This window comes from Granulicella arctica, from assembly GCF_025685605.1.
GTDB lineage: Bacteria > Acidobacteriota > Terriglobia > Terriglobales > Acidobacteriaceae > Edaphobacter > Edaphobacter arcticus.
In genome coordinates this window covers 4,173,141-4,191,560 of sequence record NZ_JAGTUT010000001.1, presented here as the reverse complement: position 1 = coordinate 4,191,560, position 18,420 = coordinate 4,173,141, and the positions used below count along the sequence as shown (strand labels likewise).

Below are 18,420 nucleotides of genomic sequence, written 5' to 3'. Positions count from 1 at the left end.
CTTTATCCGTACTTCTTTTGGCTATTAACGGAACGTGGACGCCCCAACTCCTAACAGCCCGCATCAAGACGGTTATGATCGCCAGATATCCGAGTTCGTGCCCAAGTCTCACGTGGAGGTTAGTACGGTGCTGCTCTGTCCTGTAAGCCGTCAAGGGGATTCACTTGAGTTTCAGAAGACACATCCCAGTCTTCGCCCGCAATCAGAGCTTGTTTTGTACTACTTCGTTCTCTGCCTCATCAGCATGAGTTGCTTCGGACTCGATCCGGGGCGCAGCCTGCAGCAACATCTCTTGCGCACGTGGACCTCGGAAAATGGCCTTCCACAAAACTCGATCCGTGCGATGCTTGAAACGCACGACGGCTTTCTTTGGATCGGCACGCGAGGAGGTCTAGCACGCTTCGATGGCGCGACATTCACCACCTGGAAGGTCGGCCAGGCCGACTCTATCCCAAGCGATTCGATCACAGGTTTGGCCGAGGACGAGGATGGTAGCCTCTGGATCAGCAGTGACAATGGTCTGACACAATATCGTGGCGGCCACTTCCACACCTTTGGAGTCGCTGACGGCCTACCTGCAGCATCCGTTTGGCGCATCGCGTCTGACTCAAGAGGTGGAGTTTGGGCCGTCACCTGGCAGAGCCAGTTGTTTCATTTTGATGGTCGTCGTGTGCAACTCTTTCCAACCCAAGTCCTGAAACTACCTGAGGAGGTGAATGCGCTCATCGAAGATCGGCAGGGAATGCTATGGATAGCAACCTTTCAAGGTCTCTTGGCTTTTAACCCCAGTTCAGGATTCAAGCAGTTTACGAAAGCGAACGGGCTCGCGGGAACGCGGACCTATGCACTCGCGGTCGGCTGTACAGGCGCACTATGGATCGCAGGGGATGGCGGGCTGACCCGGTACGATGGTGGTCGCTTCACCGTCCTGCCTTTGCCGGGATTACCCACGGCAACAATCCTGGCACTCGACAGCAACTGCACGAACAATGCTATATGGACTGGCTCCACCGGACAAGGGCTCTTCCGGATGACCCCGCAAGGCATAGAGCGTATGCGAGCACGGGAAGGTCTAGTAAGCAACGAACTGTGGATGTTGTACTTCTCGCGCGAGGGCAGCCTTTGGCTCGGTGCAAATGACGGATTGAATCAACTCAGCGACGGATCGGTCACCTCCTACCGCACCGGAAAAGGGACATCGCAGTCAACGAGCTGTATGCAACGATCGCAGAGCGTCGAGGGCGAGCTTTGGTTCGGGTGTGGCAGGTATTCGTTCCATGTGAGCGGCGACCGACTTCTTCCGATAGCGCTTGGCACTGCTGCGCAGCAAGCCTCGTCCTCAGGAAACACTTCTCGAGAAACAAAGGGCCAGGAGGTAATCCCCCTATGGGTGCGCAGTTATCGTCGCGGCAGCCAAGGCATGGTCTTTGTGAACAAGCAAGGCAGAGCGGTGTTGCGCGACGGCGCGGTGGAACAGCATCTGCCTCGCATTCCGTGGCATTCCGTTGGAACGATGTTGATCGGTCGCGACGGCACGATCTGGGTGGCCGGTTCAGAGATCGGAGTACGTGCCTACCCGCCCCACGGTCCTTCTCGTGCCTTCACCTCCGCGGATGGGTTAGATGACAACAATGTGAGTGCGTTGGCCGAGGATGCATCAGGTTCTATTTGGGTAGGTACACTTTCCGGCCTCGATATCATTCGGCATAGCATCCCGAGCCGCGTCTTGGGGTCCGTTCACGTGACATCGATTGAAACTTCAACCGACGGAAGCGCATGGGCGGGCTCCGAGTCGGGGTTGATCTATGTGCCTCCAGGTCTGGGAACGGCGCGTCTGTTTGCTCAACGGGATAATCTGCCCACAAGCGTTATCGTAGGCCTTGCTGCCGACACCGAAGGCAATCTCTGGCTGAGCACACAGCAGGGGGTCATTCGAGTGCGCAAAAGCAATCTGCTTGCTTCGGACACACATGCCCTACCTGTAATTTTTGGAACTGCCGACGGTTTCCATAACGCACTGTCACGCCCTAACTCGGCATTCTTCTCCAAACACGGTGACCTATGGTTCGTCACTCCCGATGAGATCGCTACCATTGATCCGCGTAAGACACAGTCAAGCCCACCCACACCTAATTTTGTGGACGAGATCATTTTGGATGATGGCGATGTCATTATTCCTACAAACGGACCATTGATCATCCCACCCGGAAGACATCGCTTGGAGATCCGGTATACGCTTCCTGAATTGCAAATTTCCCGCCGCATCCACTTCCGCTACCGGCTCAAGGGCTGGGACAAAGAATGGAGAAGAGCGGACACGCTCCGCTATGCCACCTACACGGGCATTCCCCCTGGGAACTACAGCTTTCTGGTTGAAAGTTCCGACGGTTATGATCACTGGAACTCCATCCCTAGTGTTTTGCCGATTCGGATCATCCCTTACTTCTATCAAACCCTGTGGTTTCTCTCGTTGCTTGCCTTCTCTGTTGCGGGCTGCTTTTGGCAACTTCATCGAATGCGTGTAGCTCGTGTAAGCTCCCAAATGAATGTCCGCATGCTGGAGCGTGCGCGGATCGCCCGTGAACTGCACGATACACTTCTTCAAGGAGTACTCGGCGTGTCAATGCAGATGTACGCTGCTTCACAGCAGGCCGGAGGCACCACGTACCCCTCCTCCTTACTCGACAATGCATCGCAGCGGCTGCGTGAGATTGCCGAACAAAGCCGCCAGGCTGTTGAAGGTCTCCGCTCATCGCTCACCTCTCCTGGCCTGCTAAAATCGTCATTAGTCAAAAACATACGAGCGATGAACTTACCGCCCGGCTTTCATCCAAAGGTGCATTGCGCCGGTCAACCTCAGGTGCTAGCGCCAGCGGTACAGAAGGAAGTGGAGCAGATCGTGGGAGAGGCAATCACCAACTCCGTCCGGCATTCTGGCGCCGACCTCATCCGTGTAGATGTCATATATCAAACGCTCCACCTCTTCGTCAGTATCACGGACTCGGGCTGTGGCATTCAAGCAAATCTGTCCGAGCTATCTCATCATGGTCATTGGGGCATCCTTGGCATGCGCGAGCGCGCACGAGCAATAGGCGGGAAGCTTCACATAAGTCCCAACGCACCTTCGGGCACCGTCGTCGAACTCTCCATCGCCGGCAAAGCGGCATACCTACACTTCTCCGGCAATGGCGTAAATGCTACAGGTAAGTCTGATTGAAGGGAGTAGAGACATATGTCATCAGTGAGCGAAGAGGGCCGGGTAATAACTATTCTCAGCATCGACGATCACCCGGCTTTCCGGGAAGGACTCGCGGCGATTCTGCATACGCAGAACGATATGCGGCTCATTGCCCAAGCCTCTTCCGCTCGTGAGGGAATTGCCACATACGAGATCCATCGGCCCAGTGTCACGTTAATGGATGTTCGTTTGCCTGACCTCTCCGGTATTGAAGCACTGATCGCCATACGCGCTTCTCATCCGAGTGCGCGGGTGCTCATGCTTTCTACGTCGGAAGGTGATGCAAGCATTACCAGATCACTGACCGCTGGAGCCCGCGGCTACGTCTTGAAAACAATGCAGCCCAATGAAATGCTTGATGCCATTCGTGAAGTACACGCAGGCCGTAAGATAATCCCACCTTCTGTTGCCGTCCAGCTTGCGACGCATATGGCTGACCAACAGCTTACCTTGCGTGAAGCGCAGATCTTGAAATGTGTCGCAGCTGGGAACAGTAACTGTGAGATAGGCAAGCTACTTTTCATCAGCGAACAGACCGTAAAAGCACATCTACGTCACATTATGGATAAGCTGAGTGCGAGCGATCGAGCGCATTCCGTAGCCATCGCTGTACGCCGCGGTTTTTTGGATCTCTGACAGTGTGGTATTTACCTGCGACGATCAAAGGATCACCTCAGTTGATTTACCAGGCCCCTAAGACCATCTTTTCGCACGGTCAGGGATCGAGTAGAACGTCCGCAACAACAGTGCTTGCAGCACATCCCGGCTGCAAGCGAAGGAAGGTAGACTCTATAGGAAATCCGGGGTCCTAAGGCAAACATCAGGCCGATTGTTCGATCATGAGCTTCAATTGCAATTTCAAGAAACGCCTTAGTATCTTATAACTACGGCCGTAACAACGGTTTGGTACGTGGGAAACAGTGGATCTCCCATAGCGCGTCATCCAAGTAGATTCGTCTGGTTTTACAAGCCATTACCATTCGGCCCAGAGTTCCATCCGCCGACTAGCAGGACTTCGAGGCCGGCCGCCGGCACTTGCTGGACTGGGTGTGGCCCGACGGCAGTTATTCATCGGGCTTGATCGGCACAAAATGCACAGACAAGGCCCGAATTAGGCCTCACGCCGTTCACCACGGAGATAGGCATATCGTTTCTAAGCGGGATCAGCTCGCAAGCTATGTGCCGGGCGCGCGATCTATCACGACGAACTCGCCCGGCATGGCGCAATGCTTGCTCGAGGACGCCGTCTATAGTACACGAGTGATCACACGGCCGAATGTTCTTCAACATACAGTCGACCTTTGCAAAGTTAGGACGAATCTTACCGGCTGCGCAGGCGGGAAGGAAGAAGATCTCTCCACCAAGCGTTAGAGTGCACGATAAACAGGCAACTCGCTTTTACACTCGCACTCATCGGTTCCGACACGCATATACGCAAGCATAGTGCGCTCTAAACTGGGAGCCTTCAGCGTCGATCGAAACTATAACAGGCGCCGCACCAGCAGCACGGGAGGCCTGACGTGCGCCAGGGCGCCCAGGGTCTTCCATCCAGACCTCATCACCGGGGTCCAGCAGGAAGCGGGAAACAAGATCAAGCCCATGTTGTGCACCAGAGGTAATGATCACTTGTTCAGGGGAGCATCGTACTCCGTGACGCCCCACATAATCTGAGATCGCCTTGCAGAGGGCATATAGTCGCAGGCTCTTCCTGCCCGTACAGCGCACGCAGCGCGTGCCACAGCACTCCGCTCAAATGCATGCCCGTAGCTCTACGGGAAAGAGATCGATTGCTGGTTCTTATTGCGAAACGCTTTGCCGATTGAATGTTCGACCGGCAACAGGTAAGCCCCCTTGAGGGATGGTCCGGGTTCGCCTTGAAAGCGAAGCTCTTTATTGCGTTGCCAGCTGCGCCGGCCGCATTGCGCCTGCAGTACGACTGGAGAGTTTGAGAGCAACATGGGTACAGATCCAGGTTCGGAGATGCACTGATAGCTGGAGCACAGATCACCGCGCTCAAAATTGCAGCCGGGTGGAGCCGCAACAACAGTTAGTGTAGACGCTTCAGTGAGCGGCAGACCTTTCGATTGCCGTCTCAATATTGGGAGCGAGTGGCGCTGTGTGATCCACAAGGCAAGTGGCCGCGCATCGAACCGCTAACCATTCACCTCGAACTTGCCTTTAATTGGTTGGCATAGTTCTAGGTAGGTGTCTTATAGTGGGTTTCCTGGCTGAATGTATCGAATGCAGACAGAAGAAGCGCGGAGCAAATTGCTTCTCATCTGTGGTATCAGTTACATTGCCGGTATGTCTCTCACGCGCTGTGTTCACCTGTATTATGCCCTGCTTTGTGCCGCGGTAGCCGTTCCTGTATCGGCGCAGATCGTCGTAGACAGGCCTAACGGCTCTGTTGCATTAACGGGCTGAGACGAAGTATGTTGGCTTTGCTCTCTGGCGTTATGCGGCAATACCGAACAGCGAGTTGACGAAGCGCACTTCGTTCTGCACGCCTCCCTTGCAGGTGAGGCAGTGCCCGCGCCGAATCATCCGCATGATCTCGAGCCCTTGATGGTGGCGGCAGCAGTCTTCATCGTCTGGAAGCCTCGGGGTTGGCTTGATCAGCTGCTTGAGGGCGCCATGGTCTGCTTGGATGATGTTATTCAGGTACTTTAAAGTTCGGTGCCTTGTGTCTTCCGCTAAGAGTTCGTCTCGCTTGAGTTGAGCGATGGCTTCAGGATACGAAGGGCACTTGTCCGTCGTGATGGAAGTCGGTGGCCAGTCCCGCATCGTGGTAGCTGCTTTGCTCAGAAAACGATGAGCTGCAAGGGTATTCCGCCTGTCCAGCAGCATGAAGTCGATCAGCACGCCATGTTTATCCACAGCGCGAAAGAGGTACTTCCACTTGCCGCCTACCTTGATGTAAGTCTCATCGACACGCCAGGACGTCGAGCCATAGCGCTGGTAGGGGTCCCTACACCAAACGTCAAAAATCGTACGCTAGTGCGCCGGGAGATCGGCAAGGAGTAGCAGGTGGAAGTCCTGTGCAGTGAAGGAATAGCAAACCACACTGACCCCGAGTCATGCGTTGTGCACCGCGAGGTGCAGGGCGAAGCGTTGACAGGGGAGACTGTAGGCCAGCCATTAAGCCGCGAAAGCGATACATCAGTTCAGGGTGCCGACGCCGTTAGCGTGGCGGAAGGCAATACGGATGAGCACGTTATTGCGAGTGCCTGTCTGGCCCTGCGTGGTCTTAGACCCTGGCATGCAGAGACGCTCTTTGTTCGGGAACCGGGAGATCTCCAGCCTGACCGTTCCGGTTATTTCAGAACGGTCCGCATCGAGAAGACGAGGAGTCGAAGCCGATGATGCACGGGCGGGAGAAGTCAGACCCTTCCATAGTAGCGATGAAGCTGGCGAACAAGACCGGACAACCGGAGGCGGAGTCAGTGGAGCGAAGGGAAGGGGCCAAGGGGAACATGGGCGAGCAACACATGCGCCAGACTCAGAGCCGGGAAAGCATGTCCGAGGGGCTTGACCGTGTACGAGAAGCATCGCAGCAAAGGAAGAAGGAACGGTTCACCGCTTTGCTCCACTATGTGACGGTTGATCGACTGACGGAAGCGTTTTCCAGCCTCAAGCGGGCAGCAGCTCCCGGAGTGGACGGGACGACATGGCAGAGCTATAAGCAGGACCTTCAAATCAACCTTAGGAGATTGCACGTGCAAGTGCATCAAGGCACGTACCGAGCACTCCCTTCTAGGCCACGATATATACCTAAACCCGATGGCCGGCAGCGTCCTTTGGGCATCGCCGTACTGGAAGACAAGATCGTTCAACGGGCAGTGGCGCAAGTGCTCGATGCGATCTACGAGGAAGACTTTCTGGGCTTTTCGTATGGGTTCCGGCCTGGACGCGGCCAGCACGATGCGCTGGACGCGTTGGCGGTTGGGATTACCAGTACGAAGGTGAACTGGATCGTGGACGCCGACATCGCCGGGTTTTTCGATGCGGTCAACCATGGTGCTGCTCCCGCATAGCTTTAGGAGAAGCGGAGGCATCGCGAAGAGAACTGCCTTCGTGCGATGGACCGTTGCATCACAGGCTGGGCACAAGGACAATATCAGGTTCAGAACAGAACAGAACAGCGTACAGCAGCCCTAATGTTTCGGACATGAAAGTCCATGCTGCTAAACGGATAAACGGTGCAGTGGCGAGCCCAATACTCACCCCGATTTTGACAGTCACCCACAACAACTCCGGTTCTCAGGGCACTCGATGAGAGAGCTGGCGCTTCGCACAAGCACTATGGGCTGCTTGAGATTGGCCCTTTCCAACGTTACACGAGATCTATCGCTTGGCCGTATCTCGGAAACTCTTGCGACATTATTGTGTGAAGCCAAGATGTGGTTTTGTTACTACACCATGAGCTAACGATGTTCACCTTGGATTGAAGGATTTTCCACCCTTCCTTATCGACTCACACACTTTGGTTATGCTTGAAGCATGGCAACCATGTTTACCCAACAATCCAATGAGTACATCAAGCAAATCGAGGCCGAGATCGATCGGCTCCAACAGCTTCGCGATCAGGTCCGCACGACCATCCAGAGCGAAGAGCAACTTGAGACAGAAGAGCCTGCGCAGAAGACGGTTCGAAAGCGCGCAGCGAAGAAAGCTGTCGAACCCGTATCGGCCAGCAAAAAGGTAGCCGCCAAGAAGCGCGGTCGCCCGAAAACAAGCGCAGTCGAAGCCTAAAGGAGATCCAGTGGCAACGAAGAAGAGTGCAGCAAAAAAGGCTATAGCGAAGAAGATAGCCAAAACGAAGCTCGTAGCCCCGGCTAAGAAAGCTGCGGTTAAGAAAGCTGCGGCACAAACCTCACCGGTTGCGAAGATGACCAGGACGCAACTGATCCGGCAGATGGCAGAACAGATGGAAGTGTCCCCGAAGCAGGTGACCGGCTTCTTCGACCTGCTGATCGAGACGGCAACCACGCAGACCAGGACCGTTGGAGAATTTACAATTCCTGGTCTGGGCAAGCTCTTGAAGGCGCAGCGTGCAGCCCGCATGGGCCGCAATCCGGCTACGGGCGAATCGATCAAGATCGCCGCCAAGACGACCGTGAAGTTCCGCCTTTCCAAAGCTGCCAAAGACGCGGTCGTGCCACCTAAGAAGTAACCGGCCTGAACACGGAAGCGCCGGGATCACTCCTGGCGCTTTTCTCTTGCCGGCTGCTTGCTAGTATCGTATATATCACAAAGTAAAGGACTTACGATAAAAAATGGATTCCATGCTATTGGTGCGCTTGCCCAGTCGACGAAGAAGTTCTCCAAGCGGAGACTTCACGGCGCGGTGGGCTGCCAAACGTACGTACATACTCTCGGCTGAACTGAGAAACGCTCGCGTAGCCCACCTCTAAGGCAGCGCTTTCGACTGTTGCGTGGTCCGAGATCATCAGACGCCGCGCTTCAAAAAGGCGCAACTGCTTCTGATATTGCAATGGAGCCATCGACGTAATCATCCTGAACTGTCTATGAAATGTTGTGGGACTCATATGAGCTGCTCTGGCCAACTCCTCAGCATGGACGGGCTCGCGAAAGCGACTACGAAGGTGTTGGACCGCCAGCATGACTCTGCGGTCTTGACCGTTCGCCATGACGATGATGCGCTTAAGCTGATCTCCACCCGGGCCCTTCAGGAGCCAGAAACAAATCTCACGCATGATGCCGGGGTACAGAACGGGAATAGCATCTGGCATGTCGAACAGCCGCACCGTGCGTAGGACACAATCGAGCAGTTGAACGTTCAGTTCGAGGGTGAAAGGTCCTGTGCCTTTTCGCCTCGCGTACGTTCTCGCCTCAGCGGACCTACCTTCGACTAATTCCTGCAGTGTCTGGAGATTTAGCTCAAACACGAGCCCAAGGTAAGGCTTTTCTTTGCTTGCAGCGCAAACGGTACCCCGCTCGGGCATCTCAGCGGTCACAACGAGCCCATATCCTGCCCCGTACTCGTACATATTAGAACCGAACTTGGCTGCCTTTTCCCCTTGCACAGTGATGCACAAAGCAGGCTTGATCATGCATTGGGCTGACTGTGTAAGCCGGTCCGAGCGCAGGGTCGACACACCATCGATTGCAGTCGCATAAAGCCTATCCTCCCGTTTGGTGTCGGTGTATCGATCCACTAGTGAGGTCAACTCTGCCAGGTACGACATGCTCTGATCTGCGCGGCTTGGCATATGTACAAAATTGTACAAGGCAGGATTAGGCATTTCTTCGGCAGCCTTAGGCATTCACAATCGACCCGCCTAAGATCTAGGCTTTGTCTCAAGGAGATTATCAATGAAGATTCTGATGGTGCTTACCTCGCACGACGAACTAGGGAATACCGGCAAAAAGACGGGCCTATGGCTCGAGGAGTTCGCTTCTCCGTACTACACATTCAAGGATGCGGGTGCAGAAATCGTTCTCGCCTCACCAAAGGGCGGTCAGCCCCCGATCGACCCAAGGAGCGATGAAATGAAATGTCAAACGATAGCCACGCTCCGCTTCAAGATTGACGCTGCAGCCAAAGACCAGTTCGCAGCCACGGAACGGTTAGATAGCGTTTCTCAGTCAGATTTCGATACGGTCTTTTACCCGGGCGGGCATGGACCGATGTGGGACCTCGCGGAAGACAGGCATTCGAAGATCCTCATTGAATCCTTTCTTGCAGCGGAAAAGCCTATTGCCCTTGTATGTCACGCGCCTGCCGCGCTCCGTCATGTGAAGACGGCGTCCGGAGCGCCACTAGTCTCCGGACGGAACATTACCGGCTTCGCCAACACAGAAGAAGCTGTGATGGAACTCACTGACGTCGTCCCGTTCTTGCTCGAAGACGAACTCAAGAAGTTGGGTGGCTTCTATTCGAAAGGTGAGGACATGGCCGAACACGTAGTCGTGGATGGACTTCTAATCACCGGCCAGAACCCGAAGTCTTCGGCTGCGGCTGCTGAGCTGCTTCTCAAGAAGCTTGCCTGAACCGACCGTCGCTCCGTAAATGGGATCAGAGTGCTCGACACCTGTGAACGTCATTGGACATGTTGGGTGAAACTGGGTCTCCTCCCGGGAAGGTTTAAACGTCAATCCCTTCGCTGGCATCTACGCAGCTTCCAAGCACGCCATTGAGGCCATCGCAGAAACGATGAGCATGGAACTGCAGGAGTTCGGGATCGAGGTGGCGACCATCAATCCAGGGCTATTGCTAACCGGATTCAACGATCGCGGTTTCCAGACGTGGGAAAGCTGGGAAGACGAGCCGTTTGAAAGGCTTTTCAATGATGCAGAGCTGGCATTCCCGAGACCGCAGTTCGATCCAGCCCTCATGATCGCGACGATGACAAAGGTAGTCGCAGGCGAAACCGATAGCTACCGCAACCTTGAACCTCAATCGATGCTCGAGGAAACCAAGAAAAACATAGAGGCATCCTGGAACAAAACCGTCAAAGACGGCCTCGGCACCCGTGCCGCTCAGGTGCAGAAGTGCTAGGAAATGACACCCGAGACGCCAGAGTCTCATTGGCTCCGAGGGAGCGAGACGGAGCGGGTCGCTGATAATGATTCGAGCTGCACGTGCTCGCAGTGAGTTTGTCGTGAGTCGTACCCACTCTATGATTTCGCCTTTTAGATAACTGCGACAACTTTCACGGGCAGCTGCTCTGATCGTAGATCAGCCTCCATGTAAGTTTGCGAGTGTTCTAGCGTCGCGAGGCAGTTGCGCAGGACCTGGTTCTTGTAGCAAAGCTCGGCGACCAGCCGTTCTAATCTCCTGATTTTGGCTATCGGATCTTCTTACATCCCTGCTTGGTGCGCCCGCAGGTGCTGACTCGTCTTGGGTGGAAGACTTGGGTGTCCATCATTCTCGGTGCGACCTCTTCCAGGAAGAGTTAACGTCTGTTTTCCAACACGGTGGAGGACATGATCGCTCCCGCCTGGACCCATCGCTCGATCATCGTAATATCGGCATCGGACAGACGCTCTCGTTTGCTGGGCATCGGCATTGGATCGTTCGGCGGCCCTTCGTGTCGAATCAGCCGCACAAGCAGTGAGTTTGCTGCATCTCCCGGGATCACGACCGGCTTGTTCCTTCGATCCATCAGCAAATCTTGACGAGATTCCATGCTCAGCCCTCCTCGGTGGTTTGAGTTCCCATGACAGCGAACGCAATGTGCCTCAAAGATCGGCCTAACATGCTGGAGATAAAATTCTGGTTTGCTCGCTTCGCTTTGGGCCTGAAGCTCTTTCGGATCGCCAAGGTTAATCATTCCCGCCGTCGCCACAATCATCCAAAAAATCCTCATTGACTTATTTTCTGGTCTGGAGAATGGCTGTGCTGTTTAGAACGGTGAGATGTTGTTTAGGTTTGTAGCGTTCTGCTGATCCTAGGGGATGGCTATGCGGGCCAGACGTACAGATAGCCAATGCCACGCACGCTCTGAATCCGCTCATAGCCATCGGGTCGAGGACCGAGCTTGCGTCTGAGATTGCTGATATGTAAATCGATGCTCCGGTCGAACGGGACAAAGGTTCGCTCCAGTATCTTCACTACCAGCAGTTCCCGCGTCAGCACCTCGCCGGGCGCCTCACAGAAGCTCCGCGTGAGATCGAATTCAGTCGAGGTGAGCTTGATCTGTTCCCCATTCCGGAGAACGATGCGGAGAGCACGATCGATCTCCAGGTCCCCGGAGAGGAACTTCGGCGGCTTCCCGGCGGTGAAGGGTACTTTCCATGCCGAGCGCCGAAGAATAGCCGTCATTCGCGCCAATAATTCCCGAGTGCTGAAGGGTTTGGGCAGGTAATCATCCGCACCTAATTCCAGCCCAAGGATACGATCTACTTCATCGCCCTGCGCCGTCAGCATGATGATAGGCGTGAGCGTGTGCTTTCTAAGCTCCATGAGCACCTCAAATCCTCGCATATCGGGAAGCATCACGTCGAGCACGATCAGGGCGAACGAGCTTTCTAAGGCGCATCGCAGCCCTTCCTTGCCGAGAAAAACCGTTTTCAGGTCGAGGCCCTCCGAGGCGAAGCGTGTTCTTAGGAGCTGACACAACTCTTGATCGTCATCGATCAAAAGGATTTTTGGCCTTTCAATGACGGCGGGTGCCTGCACTGGAACACTTCCAGAGTCTGAGGCCACGAATGGCGTGCGTGTCATAGAACCATTGTCCTCCATGTCTGTTCTTTACGGCTTAGGGGAAAACACCGCGATCCGCGGTGCGCTCAGCAGTGCCGCGTAGGTGAGGTACACGCGATGGGTCTGGGGATCGACAATCAGGGTGTGGGCAAAAGGGTGGGTCTCGATGTTGTCAAGGATGCGATAGTCCTCCCCGCTCTGCTCGATCACGGTCATCACACCCTCTATGCCAGCGGTGTACATGCGATGAAGCTCAAGATCCAGGGCGACTGAGTCCGGCTTGCCACCCACGGGGAGGAAGGCGATTACTTTGTGTTGTTCAAGTGAAAAGACCACAAGTTGCGAGCTTCCCATACAGACGGCGTATAGACGACCCTGGACGGGGTCGAGTGCCAGCCCGGATGGACCGACGCATGGCGCGAGAGACCATCGGCCGACGACAGAACCAGTCTTCAAATCAACCGCTGCGACCTCGTTCGTGTCATGCATGTTTTGATAAATGAGGCCATGCTGCACGTCGGCGGCGGGATATTCCGGCTCAGCCCCTAGAGGAATGGTCGCTACTGGTTGGAGCTTTTCCGGGTCGATGATCGTCGCCAGCTTAGGCGCTCCGTTCGCTACATAGATCATGCGGCTCACAGGATCGTAAATGATTGCGTCCGCATCGTCGGCGACCGGAATCTGTCCCAACAGGTTGAGTGAGCTGGGCTGAAACACATCGACAACGTTCTCGCCGCTGCGGGTCACAAATGCTTTGTCTTCGTGCGGAATGACTGCGATCCCATGCGCATTCCCCGCTCCGCGCTGCTCAGAAACACTGGCGAGCGGCCCACCGTGATCGTTGGTCAGCTGCACTTTGATGACGCTGCCCGACAGCATATTACCGACGAAGATGGTTCGGTCGGAAAGAGCCATGTAGTCGAAGATGTTGAGGATGCGATCTTTCGGCAGTTTGATGAATCCTTCAAACTTCATGGAGGAGGCAGAGCTTGGCTCCCCGACGTGGCTGAGGTAAGCAATTGCAACAACCAGAACCGCTAAACCCATCATCACGATGCGTCCTCCCCACCTTAAAGCCGTTTTCAGCACCCGAATCAATTTCTGCTCACGCGTCGGATGGTATATCTGAACTTCGCTCTGCATTGGGTCTCCAAAGTTCGTAATTCTCCTCCTTACTTCTTCCGGCACAACTGAGCAAGGAAGGCAGGCGCAAGCCAACAATCACTAGCATCACCCGATACACCCTAGAGTGCCGTCAGGATGTGATCAGATTCGTCATGATTTGTAGGTTTCTGCTGGTTCTAGCTGAGTGTCAAAGATTTCCCTACGACGGTATGCTCCGAAGGAGATGCATGAGTGAGAGGTATCTCGATCATCATCTCCAAGCCCGACGGAGACAGGTTTGTCGCAAGAATAGAGCCACGGTGCATCCGGACTGCTTCAAGAGCGATGGCCAATCCAAGACCATTGCCAACCTGTGAGATAGAAGCGTTCTTGATCTGGAAAAATGGCTGGCAGATCGTATCGAGGTAATCGTCCGGCACGCCAGGCCCATGATCACGGATGCGCACCTGAACGCACGGGGCTATGGATTGATTTACAACCCGAAGATCCACCAAGACCTCGGCACCAGTGTCCGAAAAGCGGATGCCGTTGCGAACGACATTTTCAACAGCACTTCGCAGCGCAGATGCATTTGCGGGCAAGTCGAGCCGTGTCAAGCCCGAGCGGAACAAAACACGTTTCCCATTCGCCCGCGCCTCAAAGTCTCCGTCCGCAGCAACTTCTTCTACGAGTTGTACAAGATCGAGGCTCTCGCGTTCCCCATAGCCGAGACCCGTATCGAGGCGCGATAACGTGAGCAGCTGCCCCATCAGAATATCCAACCGGCTTACATCCCTGTCGAGGTGAGCTAAAGCGTTTTCCGCCTCCGAGACAGGGCCATCACGGAGGACCTCGGCGGCGAGAGTAATTCGAGCTAAAGGAGACCGCACTTCATGCGAAACAGAATTGAGCAGAGACTTCTGCGACCGGATAAGGGATTCCAGCCGGGATACCATCCCGTCGAAGTCCCTTGCCAAAGCAGCAAGCTCGTCTCCTCGCCGATGTACTGCCGGCGCGACTCGGGCACTTAGGTTTCCGAGGGCCACGTCCCGTGCCGCAGCCTGAATCTGATGTACCGGAGAGACAATGTGGTAGGTCAGCCACCAGCAAAGCATCGTGACCACAGTTCCGATTGCAGCCACGAACCACAGGGCGGAAAGACCCCATATCTCGCGAAACTGACCAGGCCCATCTCGCATTGCGAGCAGAAGAGTATAGGGTCGACCTGAGCGGCTGAGATATCTATAGGCAGCAAGATGCGGTCCGAAGACGGTCAACTGTCCCAGTCGAGCCTCTTTCGCGATTCGAACTCCGTTGGGAGGAAGAGTTCTCGAAAGCACATCCGCGTAGAAACCATTCAGAAGGAAAAGCGTTCCTTGATTCTGGCTGAAATTATGTTCAGAGAACTGCGCAAACGCGGGCGCTCCCCCGGTCTCAAACGTATCGACTGCTTCGGCCGCCAGCAGCGGGGCAACCGTGGCGTACATATTGCCTTGGGGAACGACGTGAACACCGGTGAGCGCACTGCCGACGGAAAAGGCTACATGGATCGCTATCGTCGTGAACCAGAACCAGCCGAAGATCTTGAAGAACAGGCGCGATCTTGGAACGTGTCCTAAGATTGCTGCACTTCGATTGATGAGGCTCTCCAGCATAGCGCCTCCTAGGACAATGAATCGAGCTTTGGCTGCTCACGTCTGCCAATTTTACTGAATGTCTATCGACGAAGGCTTAGGAGATTCCCGCCTGCGAAAACATCGGTTGTGCTCGCGCTTATGGAACGACTTCCGACCGTTCCCGCTTCTTACTGCTTTGATGTGTCCTGAACACAAGGTCCCAAAAAGACGTGATGACTCCAAAATTATGATGGTCCAGCCGGTGATGAACGCTATGAGCCGCCCATCGTTTCTGCAGCCATCGAAAAGGTATTCGATTGATGCGGGTCGTGTGTTCGAGGTGATGAAGAAGTCCAAAATAGCAGTAGCCACTCGCGACACCACAGATAAAAAAAGATGCGCCGTCGAGATGGAGAGCCCGGTCGAGGAGCAGCCAGGCCAGTGTCAGTACCACGATGCTCGTAGGAAAGAAGAAGGCTGAAGGCTCTTCAGGGTGCTGATGGTGACTCTCATGAAGGCGAAAGAGGAGCCCCTCCCCGGCATGAAGAAGCCAGCGATGAACCGAGTATTCGATCAGACTGAATACGGTCCAGCCAGATAAGAAACTGAAGATGACAGAGGGCCAGTTCCAATGGTGTCTCGTTCCGAGATATGCGAACAGAAGAGGACACGTAAAGTCAGTCACGTAAGAGGCCCAGTAGTTCATACGGCTCCCTGAGACGGCCTGCGCAACACGCCGCGTGATAGATCCAATGTCCCCGATACTTGCAATTAGGCTTCGCTTCCGTCTGACTCTCATCACTCTGCTTTCCTTAGAGGAATCTTCTTGCCGTCTTCCGGCCACTTCAGACGGGTACAGGCAACGTCGAGGATCATCACCGTTCAGCAACTCGCAAGCAGGCCGGAATGAAATTGGAGGTGATGCGTGCCGTTCATGGTGTTGGCCCAGCCGGAATCGACTTGGGCGCGTTCTTTGTAATCCTCTTACTCACAAATTCTTCGAGCACGGCTTGAGCGGCACGTCCACCGATCCCTATGGCGGCAGTTGTGAAGACGAGACCTACCCCACGATCCGCATGGGGATAATAGGCGTTCGAGAGTGCGCCGGATGCCATTGTTCCAAGAAGATACGAATAGTTCGGCATCGTCTTTCCGCTGTCGCTGCGTGCGACAAAGGCACTGCTCAAGGCGTGATATAAACGCGATTTCGTTGTTCCCGTACCCTGGTAGAAGTAGCGGGGATCTTGATGAAACATGGAAGCGAAGACCGCATGGCTCAGAAAGTCGCTGGAGCGTCCGTCACCAAACTGTGCCGCCCAACGTTTGCCGTATCCAGCCGCACCCTGTCCGTATCCGGGGTGTGTATTGCTTGCTTGTTCAATACCGGCGGCCACACTGACGCCTATATACGAAGTCCAATCGAGAGTGTCGTGCGCGGCAAGGGAATACTTCTGCTTTGTGGTCATTGGGGCTGCATCTTTGACATAGCTCACGTAAAAGGCTGGCGCGAAACCGAGAATACGTTGCTTTTCCTCCTGCTTGATCTGCTCGGCAGCAATCTCCTCAGTTGGTCGAACCTCAACCGTTGTGCTCGTCGAGGCAATGCCCAGCAGTTCTCTCGGCATTTCATAGACCTGCCCAGCTCCGAGTACTATCGGAGCAGAGGTAAACGGCTCCAAACCTTTAGCGTCAATCACTACCTGATACGAGCCTGATGGAACAGCCTTGAACACAAAAGTGCCGTCATCCTTGGACTGCAACGTCTGCACCTGGACTCCATTGGCAGTGGTGAGCGTTACCCGAGCGTCAACAACGCGAGCTCCACTCAGATCAAGCACCACGCCTAAAATGGTGCCTTGGCCCTCTGTTTGCGTGGTAGATGGAACGCTTTGCAAACCAAATTCAGGCAGCGGAGCGTCCGGGAGAACGGCGCTGACCGCCGTAGGTGTACCGGCCTGTTGTTGAGCATCTGCAGGGAGAACAGTTGCAAGAAGGAACAGACAAAGGCTGAAAGGGAGAACTACCAACCGACGCCGCTCGTCTTCGAGGACAGAAATGCTAATCTTCTTAAGTTTCTGCAGAGCGTTCATGTCCCGACCTTAGTCGTTGAACGGGAGGCATGCGGTCAGACTTAGTGTGTTCGTGTAAGCAAGTGTAGGCGTATAAGTCGGAGGGACTGTGTGCGAAGTCGTCTACGCTCGACTACAAATCCATACCATCCTTGACGGCGGACCGATGCCTAACGCACTAGGTTAAGTAGATGGAAACCGCTGAAAACTTCAAGACACCCGGTCAAGTGGAATCTGATCCGACATCTGTCCCTTCGTCAACAGTTGAGCGAATAGCCATCACCATAGTCCGCTATCTTGTTGACTTCCTTATGACGTGGGGAGGCCTTAACGCTTTCCTTGATTTGGCCTACCACCCTTCCGCTACTCTCCTTGTGGCGAAGCAATACATGGAAGCTTTACTGGACCTTCCCTACATGGTGAAGGTCGCTTTCCTTCAAGCCATCGCCGGCATATTGCTATTAATAAAGTGCTTTGTAGCCTTGGCGCTCACCGTTCTTGCGGCGATCAACTTCAACACCACGCTCTACCATGCCACGTCGCAATCAAAGAGTTCTGCGGCAGCCCTCGTCGTTTATTTGCTGTGCACGACCGTGTTCATGGGGCACCGTGTAAGCTTCACGAACTCTTCGACTCAGGCAAAGGGCTGACGACACCAATTGCGCTTGCTTCTCAGGGGGCTTCGCTGGCCTGAACGCCCTCGATTCGAATGAGCGCGAACCTGGGATCAATTTGATCCTGCAACCTGCCACAGCCGAAATACTCGTCATGAAACGGAGCAACAAAAATGAAGATCGCAGCAATTATCGAATACATTCAGGACAAGGAAAAGATCGAAGCAACTTGGCCTGCCCATCATGCATATAGACAAGGCTTCCTTGAGAATGGCCGGCTGCGCGCCGCTGGGCCGTTTGATGACGAGTCTGGAGCATTGTGGATACTCGAAGTCGAGACGATTGAAGAGGCGGACAAGATTGTCAAAGGCGATCCGTTTGTTGCGGCAGGCGTCAGTGTGAGTTGGAAACTTCGTGCTCTTAGCCCTGTTGTGGTCTCACCGGGCAAAGTGCCGATAAAACTAAGTGATCCCATTCAAGCGAAAACCTATTCCTAGCCTGTAGGGAAAGACCAGATGGTGTGAGATGCGTTTATAGTTCCTGATCGTTTGAGCCCAACCGACGAACCGCGAGGGCAAGAAGTCTTTTGACTCACGCCTCACCGGACGAA

17 protein-coding genes and 1 pseudogene are annotated in these 18,420 nt (G+C 54.6%); 9 read left to right on the top strand and 9 right to left on the bottom strand.

What is annotated here, in order from left to right:
• Positions 1 to 244: 244 nt before the first annotated feature.
• Positions 245 to 3,217: a sensor histidine kinase gene (locus OHL20_RS17800; protein WP_263385041.1), complete on the top strand. Its 2,973-nt coding sequence runs from the start codon at positions 245 to 247 to the stop codon at positions 3,215 to 3,217.
• A gap of 15 nt (positions 3,218 to 3,232) precedes the next feature.
• Entirely contained in the window at positions 3,233 to 3,874 is a 642-nt protein-coding gene (locus tag OHL20_RS17795; protein WP_263384512.1) for a response regulator, read from the top strand.
• 774 nt (positions 3,875 to 4,648) lie between these two features.
• Here OHL20_RS17795 and OHL20_RS25275 read toward each other — a convergent pair.
• Both OHL20_RS25275 and OHL20_RS17790 read right to left on the bottom strand, forming a co-directional pair.
• On the bottom strand, positions 4,649 to 4,963 hold the full coding sequence (locus OHL20_RS25275) for an aminotransferase class I/II-fold pyridoxal phosphate-dependent enzyme (RefSeq protein WP_396272377.1): 315 nt from the start codon (positions 4,961 to 4,963) through the stop codon (positions 4,649 to 4,651).
• Between the two features lie 729 nt (positions 4,964 to 5,692).
• On the bottom strand, positions 5,693 to 6,226 hold the full coding sequence (locus OHL20_RS17790) for an IS6 family transposase (RefSeq protein WP_263385040.1): 534 nt from the start codon (positions 6,224 to 6,226) through the stop codon (positions 5,693 to 5,695).
• Positions 6,227 to 6,639: 413 nt separating this feature from the next.
• On the opposite strand from OHL20_RS17790, the gene OHL20_RS17785 reads away from it, so the two are divergent.
• From OHL20_RS17785 to OHL20_RS17775, 3 genes are all read left to right on the top strand, one after another.
• Positions 6,640 to 7,272, top strand: coding sequence for a reverse transcriptase domain-containing protein (locus tag OHL20_RS17785; RefSeq protein ID WP_396272375.1), 633 nt, complete (start codon positions 6,640 to 6,642; stop codon positions 7,270 to 7,272).
• A gap of 466 nt (positions 7,273 to 7,738) precedes the next feature.
• Entirely contained in the window at positions 7,739 to 7,990 is a 252-nt protein-coding gene (locus OHL20_RS17780; RefSeq protein ID WP_263384511.1) for a hypothetical protein, read from the top strand.
• Between the two features lie 10 nt (positions 7,991 to 8,000).
• A complete protein-coding gene (locus OHL20_RS17775; RefSeq protein WP_263384510.1) occupies positions 8,001 to 8,411 on the top strand; it encodes an HU family DNA-binding protein in 411 nt (136 codons plus the stop codon).
• 115 nt (positions 8,412 to 8,526) lie between these two features.
• Here OHL20_RS17775 and OHL20_RS17770 read toward each other — a convergent pair whose 3' ends face one another.
• The gene (locus tag OHL20_RS17770) at positions 8,527 to 9,447 is read right to left on the bottom strand and encodes an AraC family transcriptional regulator (protein WP_263384509.1); all 921 of its coding nucleotides are present in this window, start codon (positions 9,445 to 9,447) and stop codon (positions 8,527 to 8,529) included.
• Between the two features lie 127 nt (positions 9,448 to 9,574).
• Here OHL20_RS17770 and OHL20_RS17765 point away from each other — a divergent pair, with 127 nt between their 5' ends.
• Together OHL20_RS17765 and OHL20_RS17760 are read left to right on the top strand one after the other, a co-directional pair.
• Positions 9,575 to 10,252: a type 1 glutamine amidotransferase domain-containing protein gene (locus OHL20_RS17765; protein WP_263384508.1), complete on the top strand. Its 678-nt coding sequence runs from the start codon at positions 9,575 to 9,577 to the stop codon at positions 10,250 to 10,252.
• Between the two features lie 88 nt (positions 10,253 to 10,340).
• Positions 10,341 to 10,760 (top strand): annotated as a pseudogene (locus tag OHL20_RS17760) (SDR family NAD(P)-dependent oxidoreductase); the annotation flags it as partial.
• A gap of 397 nt (positions 10,761 to 11,157) precedes the next feature.
• Here OHL20_RS17760 and OHL20_RS17755 read toward each other — a convergent pair.
• The 6 genes from OHL20_RS17755 to OHL20_RS17735 form a co-directional block, all read right to left on the bottom strand.
• Positions 11,158 to 11,535, bottom strand: coding sequence for a c-type cytochrome domain-containing protein (locus tag OHL20_RS17755; RefSeq protein ID WP_263385039.1), 378 nt, complete (start codon positions 11,533 to 11,535; stop codon positions 11,158 to 11,160).
• Positions 11,536 to 11,663: 128 nt separating this feature from the next.
• A complete protein-coding gene (locus OHL20_RS17750; RefSeq protein ID WP_263384507.1) occupies positions 11,664 to 12,428 on the bottom strand; it encodes a response regulator transcription factor in 765 nt (254 codons plus the stop codon).
• A gap of 27 nt (positions 12,429 to 12,455) precedes the next feature.
• Positions 12,456 to 13,550 carry a YncE family protein gene (locus tag OHL20_RS17745; protein WP_263384506.1) on the bottom strand — a complete coding sequence of 365 codons (1,095 nt, stop codon included), beginning with the start codon at positions 13,548 to 13,550 and terminating at the stop codon, positions 12,456 to 12,458.
• 158 nt (positions 13,551 to 13,708) lie between these two features.
• Positions 13,709 to 15,166: an ATP-binding protein gene (locus OHL20_RS17740; RefSeq protein ID WP_263384505.1), complete on the bottom strand. Its 1,458-nt coding sequence runs from the start codon at positions 15,164 to 15,166 to the stop codon at positions 13,709 to 13,711.
• A 118-nt stretch (positions 15,167 to 15,284) separates the two neighbouring features.
• Positions 15,285 to 15,833, bottom strand: a complete 549-nt coding sequence (locus OHL20_RS25270; protein ID WP_396272371.1) for a sterol desaturase family protein — start codon at positions 15,831 to 15,833, stop codon at positions 15,285 to 15,287.
• Positions 15,834 to 16,059: 226 nt separating this feature from the next.
• Entirely contained in the window at positions 16,060 to 17,217 is a 1,158-nt protein-coding gene (locus OHL20_RS17735; protein WP_263384504.1) for a carboxypeptidase-like regulatory domain-containing protein, read from the bottom strand.
• A gap of 170 nt (positions 17,218 to 17,387) precedes the next feature.
• On the opposite strand from OHL20_RS17735, the gene OHL20_RS17730 reads away from it, so the two are divergent.
• Together OHL20_RS17730 and OHL20_RS17725 are read left to right on the top strand one after the other, a co-directional pair.
• Complete coding sequence (locus OHL20_RS17730; RefSeq protein ID WP_263384503.1) at positions 17,388 to 17,846, top strand: hypothetical protein; 459 nt, start codon at positions 17,388 to 17,390, stop codon at positions 17,844 to 17,846.
• A gap of 137 nt (positions 17,847 to 17,983) precedes the next feature.
• Positions 17,984 to 18,307, top strand: coding sequence for a YciI family protein (locus tag OHL20_RS17725; RefSeq protein WP_263384502.1), 324 nt, complete (start codon positions 17,984 to 17,986; stop codon positions 18,305 to 18,307).
• The last annotated feature ends 113 nt before the right edge of the window (positions 18,308 to 18,420 follow it).

Excerpts from the sequence above, each read along its gene's own strand:
- OHL20_RS17740 (WP_263384505.1), bottom strand. The coding sequence starts at position 15,166 with ATGCTGGAGAGCCTCATCAATCGAAGTGCAGCAATCTTAGGACACGTT.
- OHL20_RS17750 (WP_263384507.1), bottom strand. The coding sequence starts at position 12,428 with ATGACACGCACGCCATTCGTGGCCTCAGACTCTGGAAGTGTTCCAGTG.
- OHL20_RS17795 (WP_263384512.1), top strand. The coding sequence starts at position 3,233 with ATGTCATCAGTGAGCGAAGAGGGCCGGGTAATAACTATTCTCAGCATC.
- OHL20_RS17770 (WP_263384509.1), bottom strand. The coding sequence starts at position 9,447 with ATGTCGTACCTGGCAGAGTTGACCTCACTAGTGGATCGATACACCGAC.
- OHL20_RS17785 (WP_396272375.1), top strand. The coding sequence starts at position 6,640 with ATGAAGCTGGCGAACAAGACCGGACAACCGGAGGCGGAGTCAGTGGAG.
- OHL20_RS17765 (WP_263384508.1), top strand. The coding sequence starts at position 9,575 with ATGAAGATTCTGATGGTGCTTACCTCGCACGACGAACTAGGGAATACC.
- OHL20_RS17730 (WP_263384503.1), top strand. The coding sequence starts at position 17,388 with ATGGAAACCGCTGAAAACTTCAAGACACCCGGTCAAGTGGAATCTGAT.
- OHL20_RS17725 (WP_263384502.1), top strand. The coding sequence starts at position 17,984 with ATGAAGATCGCAGCAATTATCGAATACATTCAGGACAAGGAAAAGATC.
- OHL20_RS17755 (WP_263385039.1), bottom strand. The coding sequence starts at position 11,535 with ATGATTAACCTTGGCGATCCGAAAGAGCTTCAGGCCCAAAGCGAAGCG.
- OHL20_RS17745 (WP_263384506.1), bottom strand. The coding sequence starts at position 13,550 with ATGCAGAGCGAAGTTCAGATATACCATCCGACGCGTGAGCAGAAATTG.
- OHL20_RS17780 (WP_263384511.1), top strand. The coding sequence starts at position 7,739 with ATGGCAACCATGTTTACCCAACAATCCAATGAGTACATCAAGCAAATC.
- OHL20_RS17800 (WP_263385041.1), top strand. The coding sequence starts at position 245 with ATGAGTTGCTTCGGACTCGATCCGGGGCGCAGCCTGCAGCAACATCTC.
- OHL20_RS17735 (WP_263384504.1), bottom strand. The coding sequence starts at position 17,217 with ATGAACGCTCTGCAGAAACTTAAGAAGATTAGCATTTCTGTCCTCGAA.
- OHL20_RS25270 (WP_396272371.1), bottom strand. The coding sequence starts at position 15,833 with ATGAACTACTGGGCCTCTTACGTGACTGACTTTACGTGTCCTCTTCTG.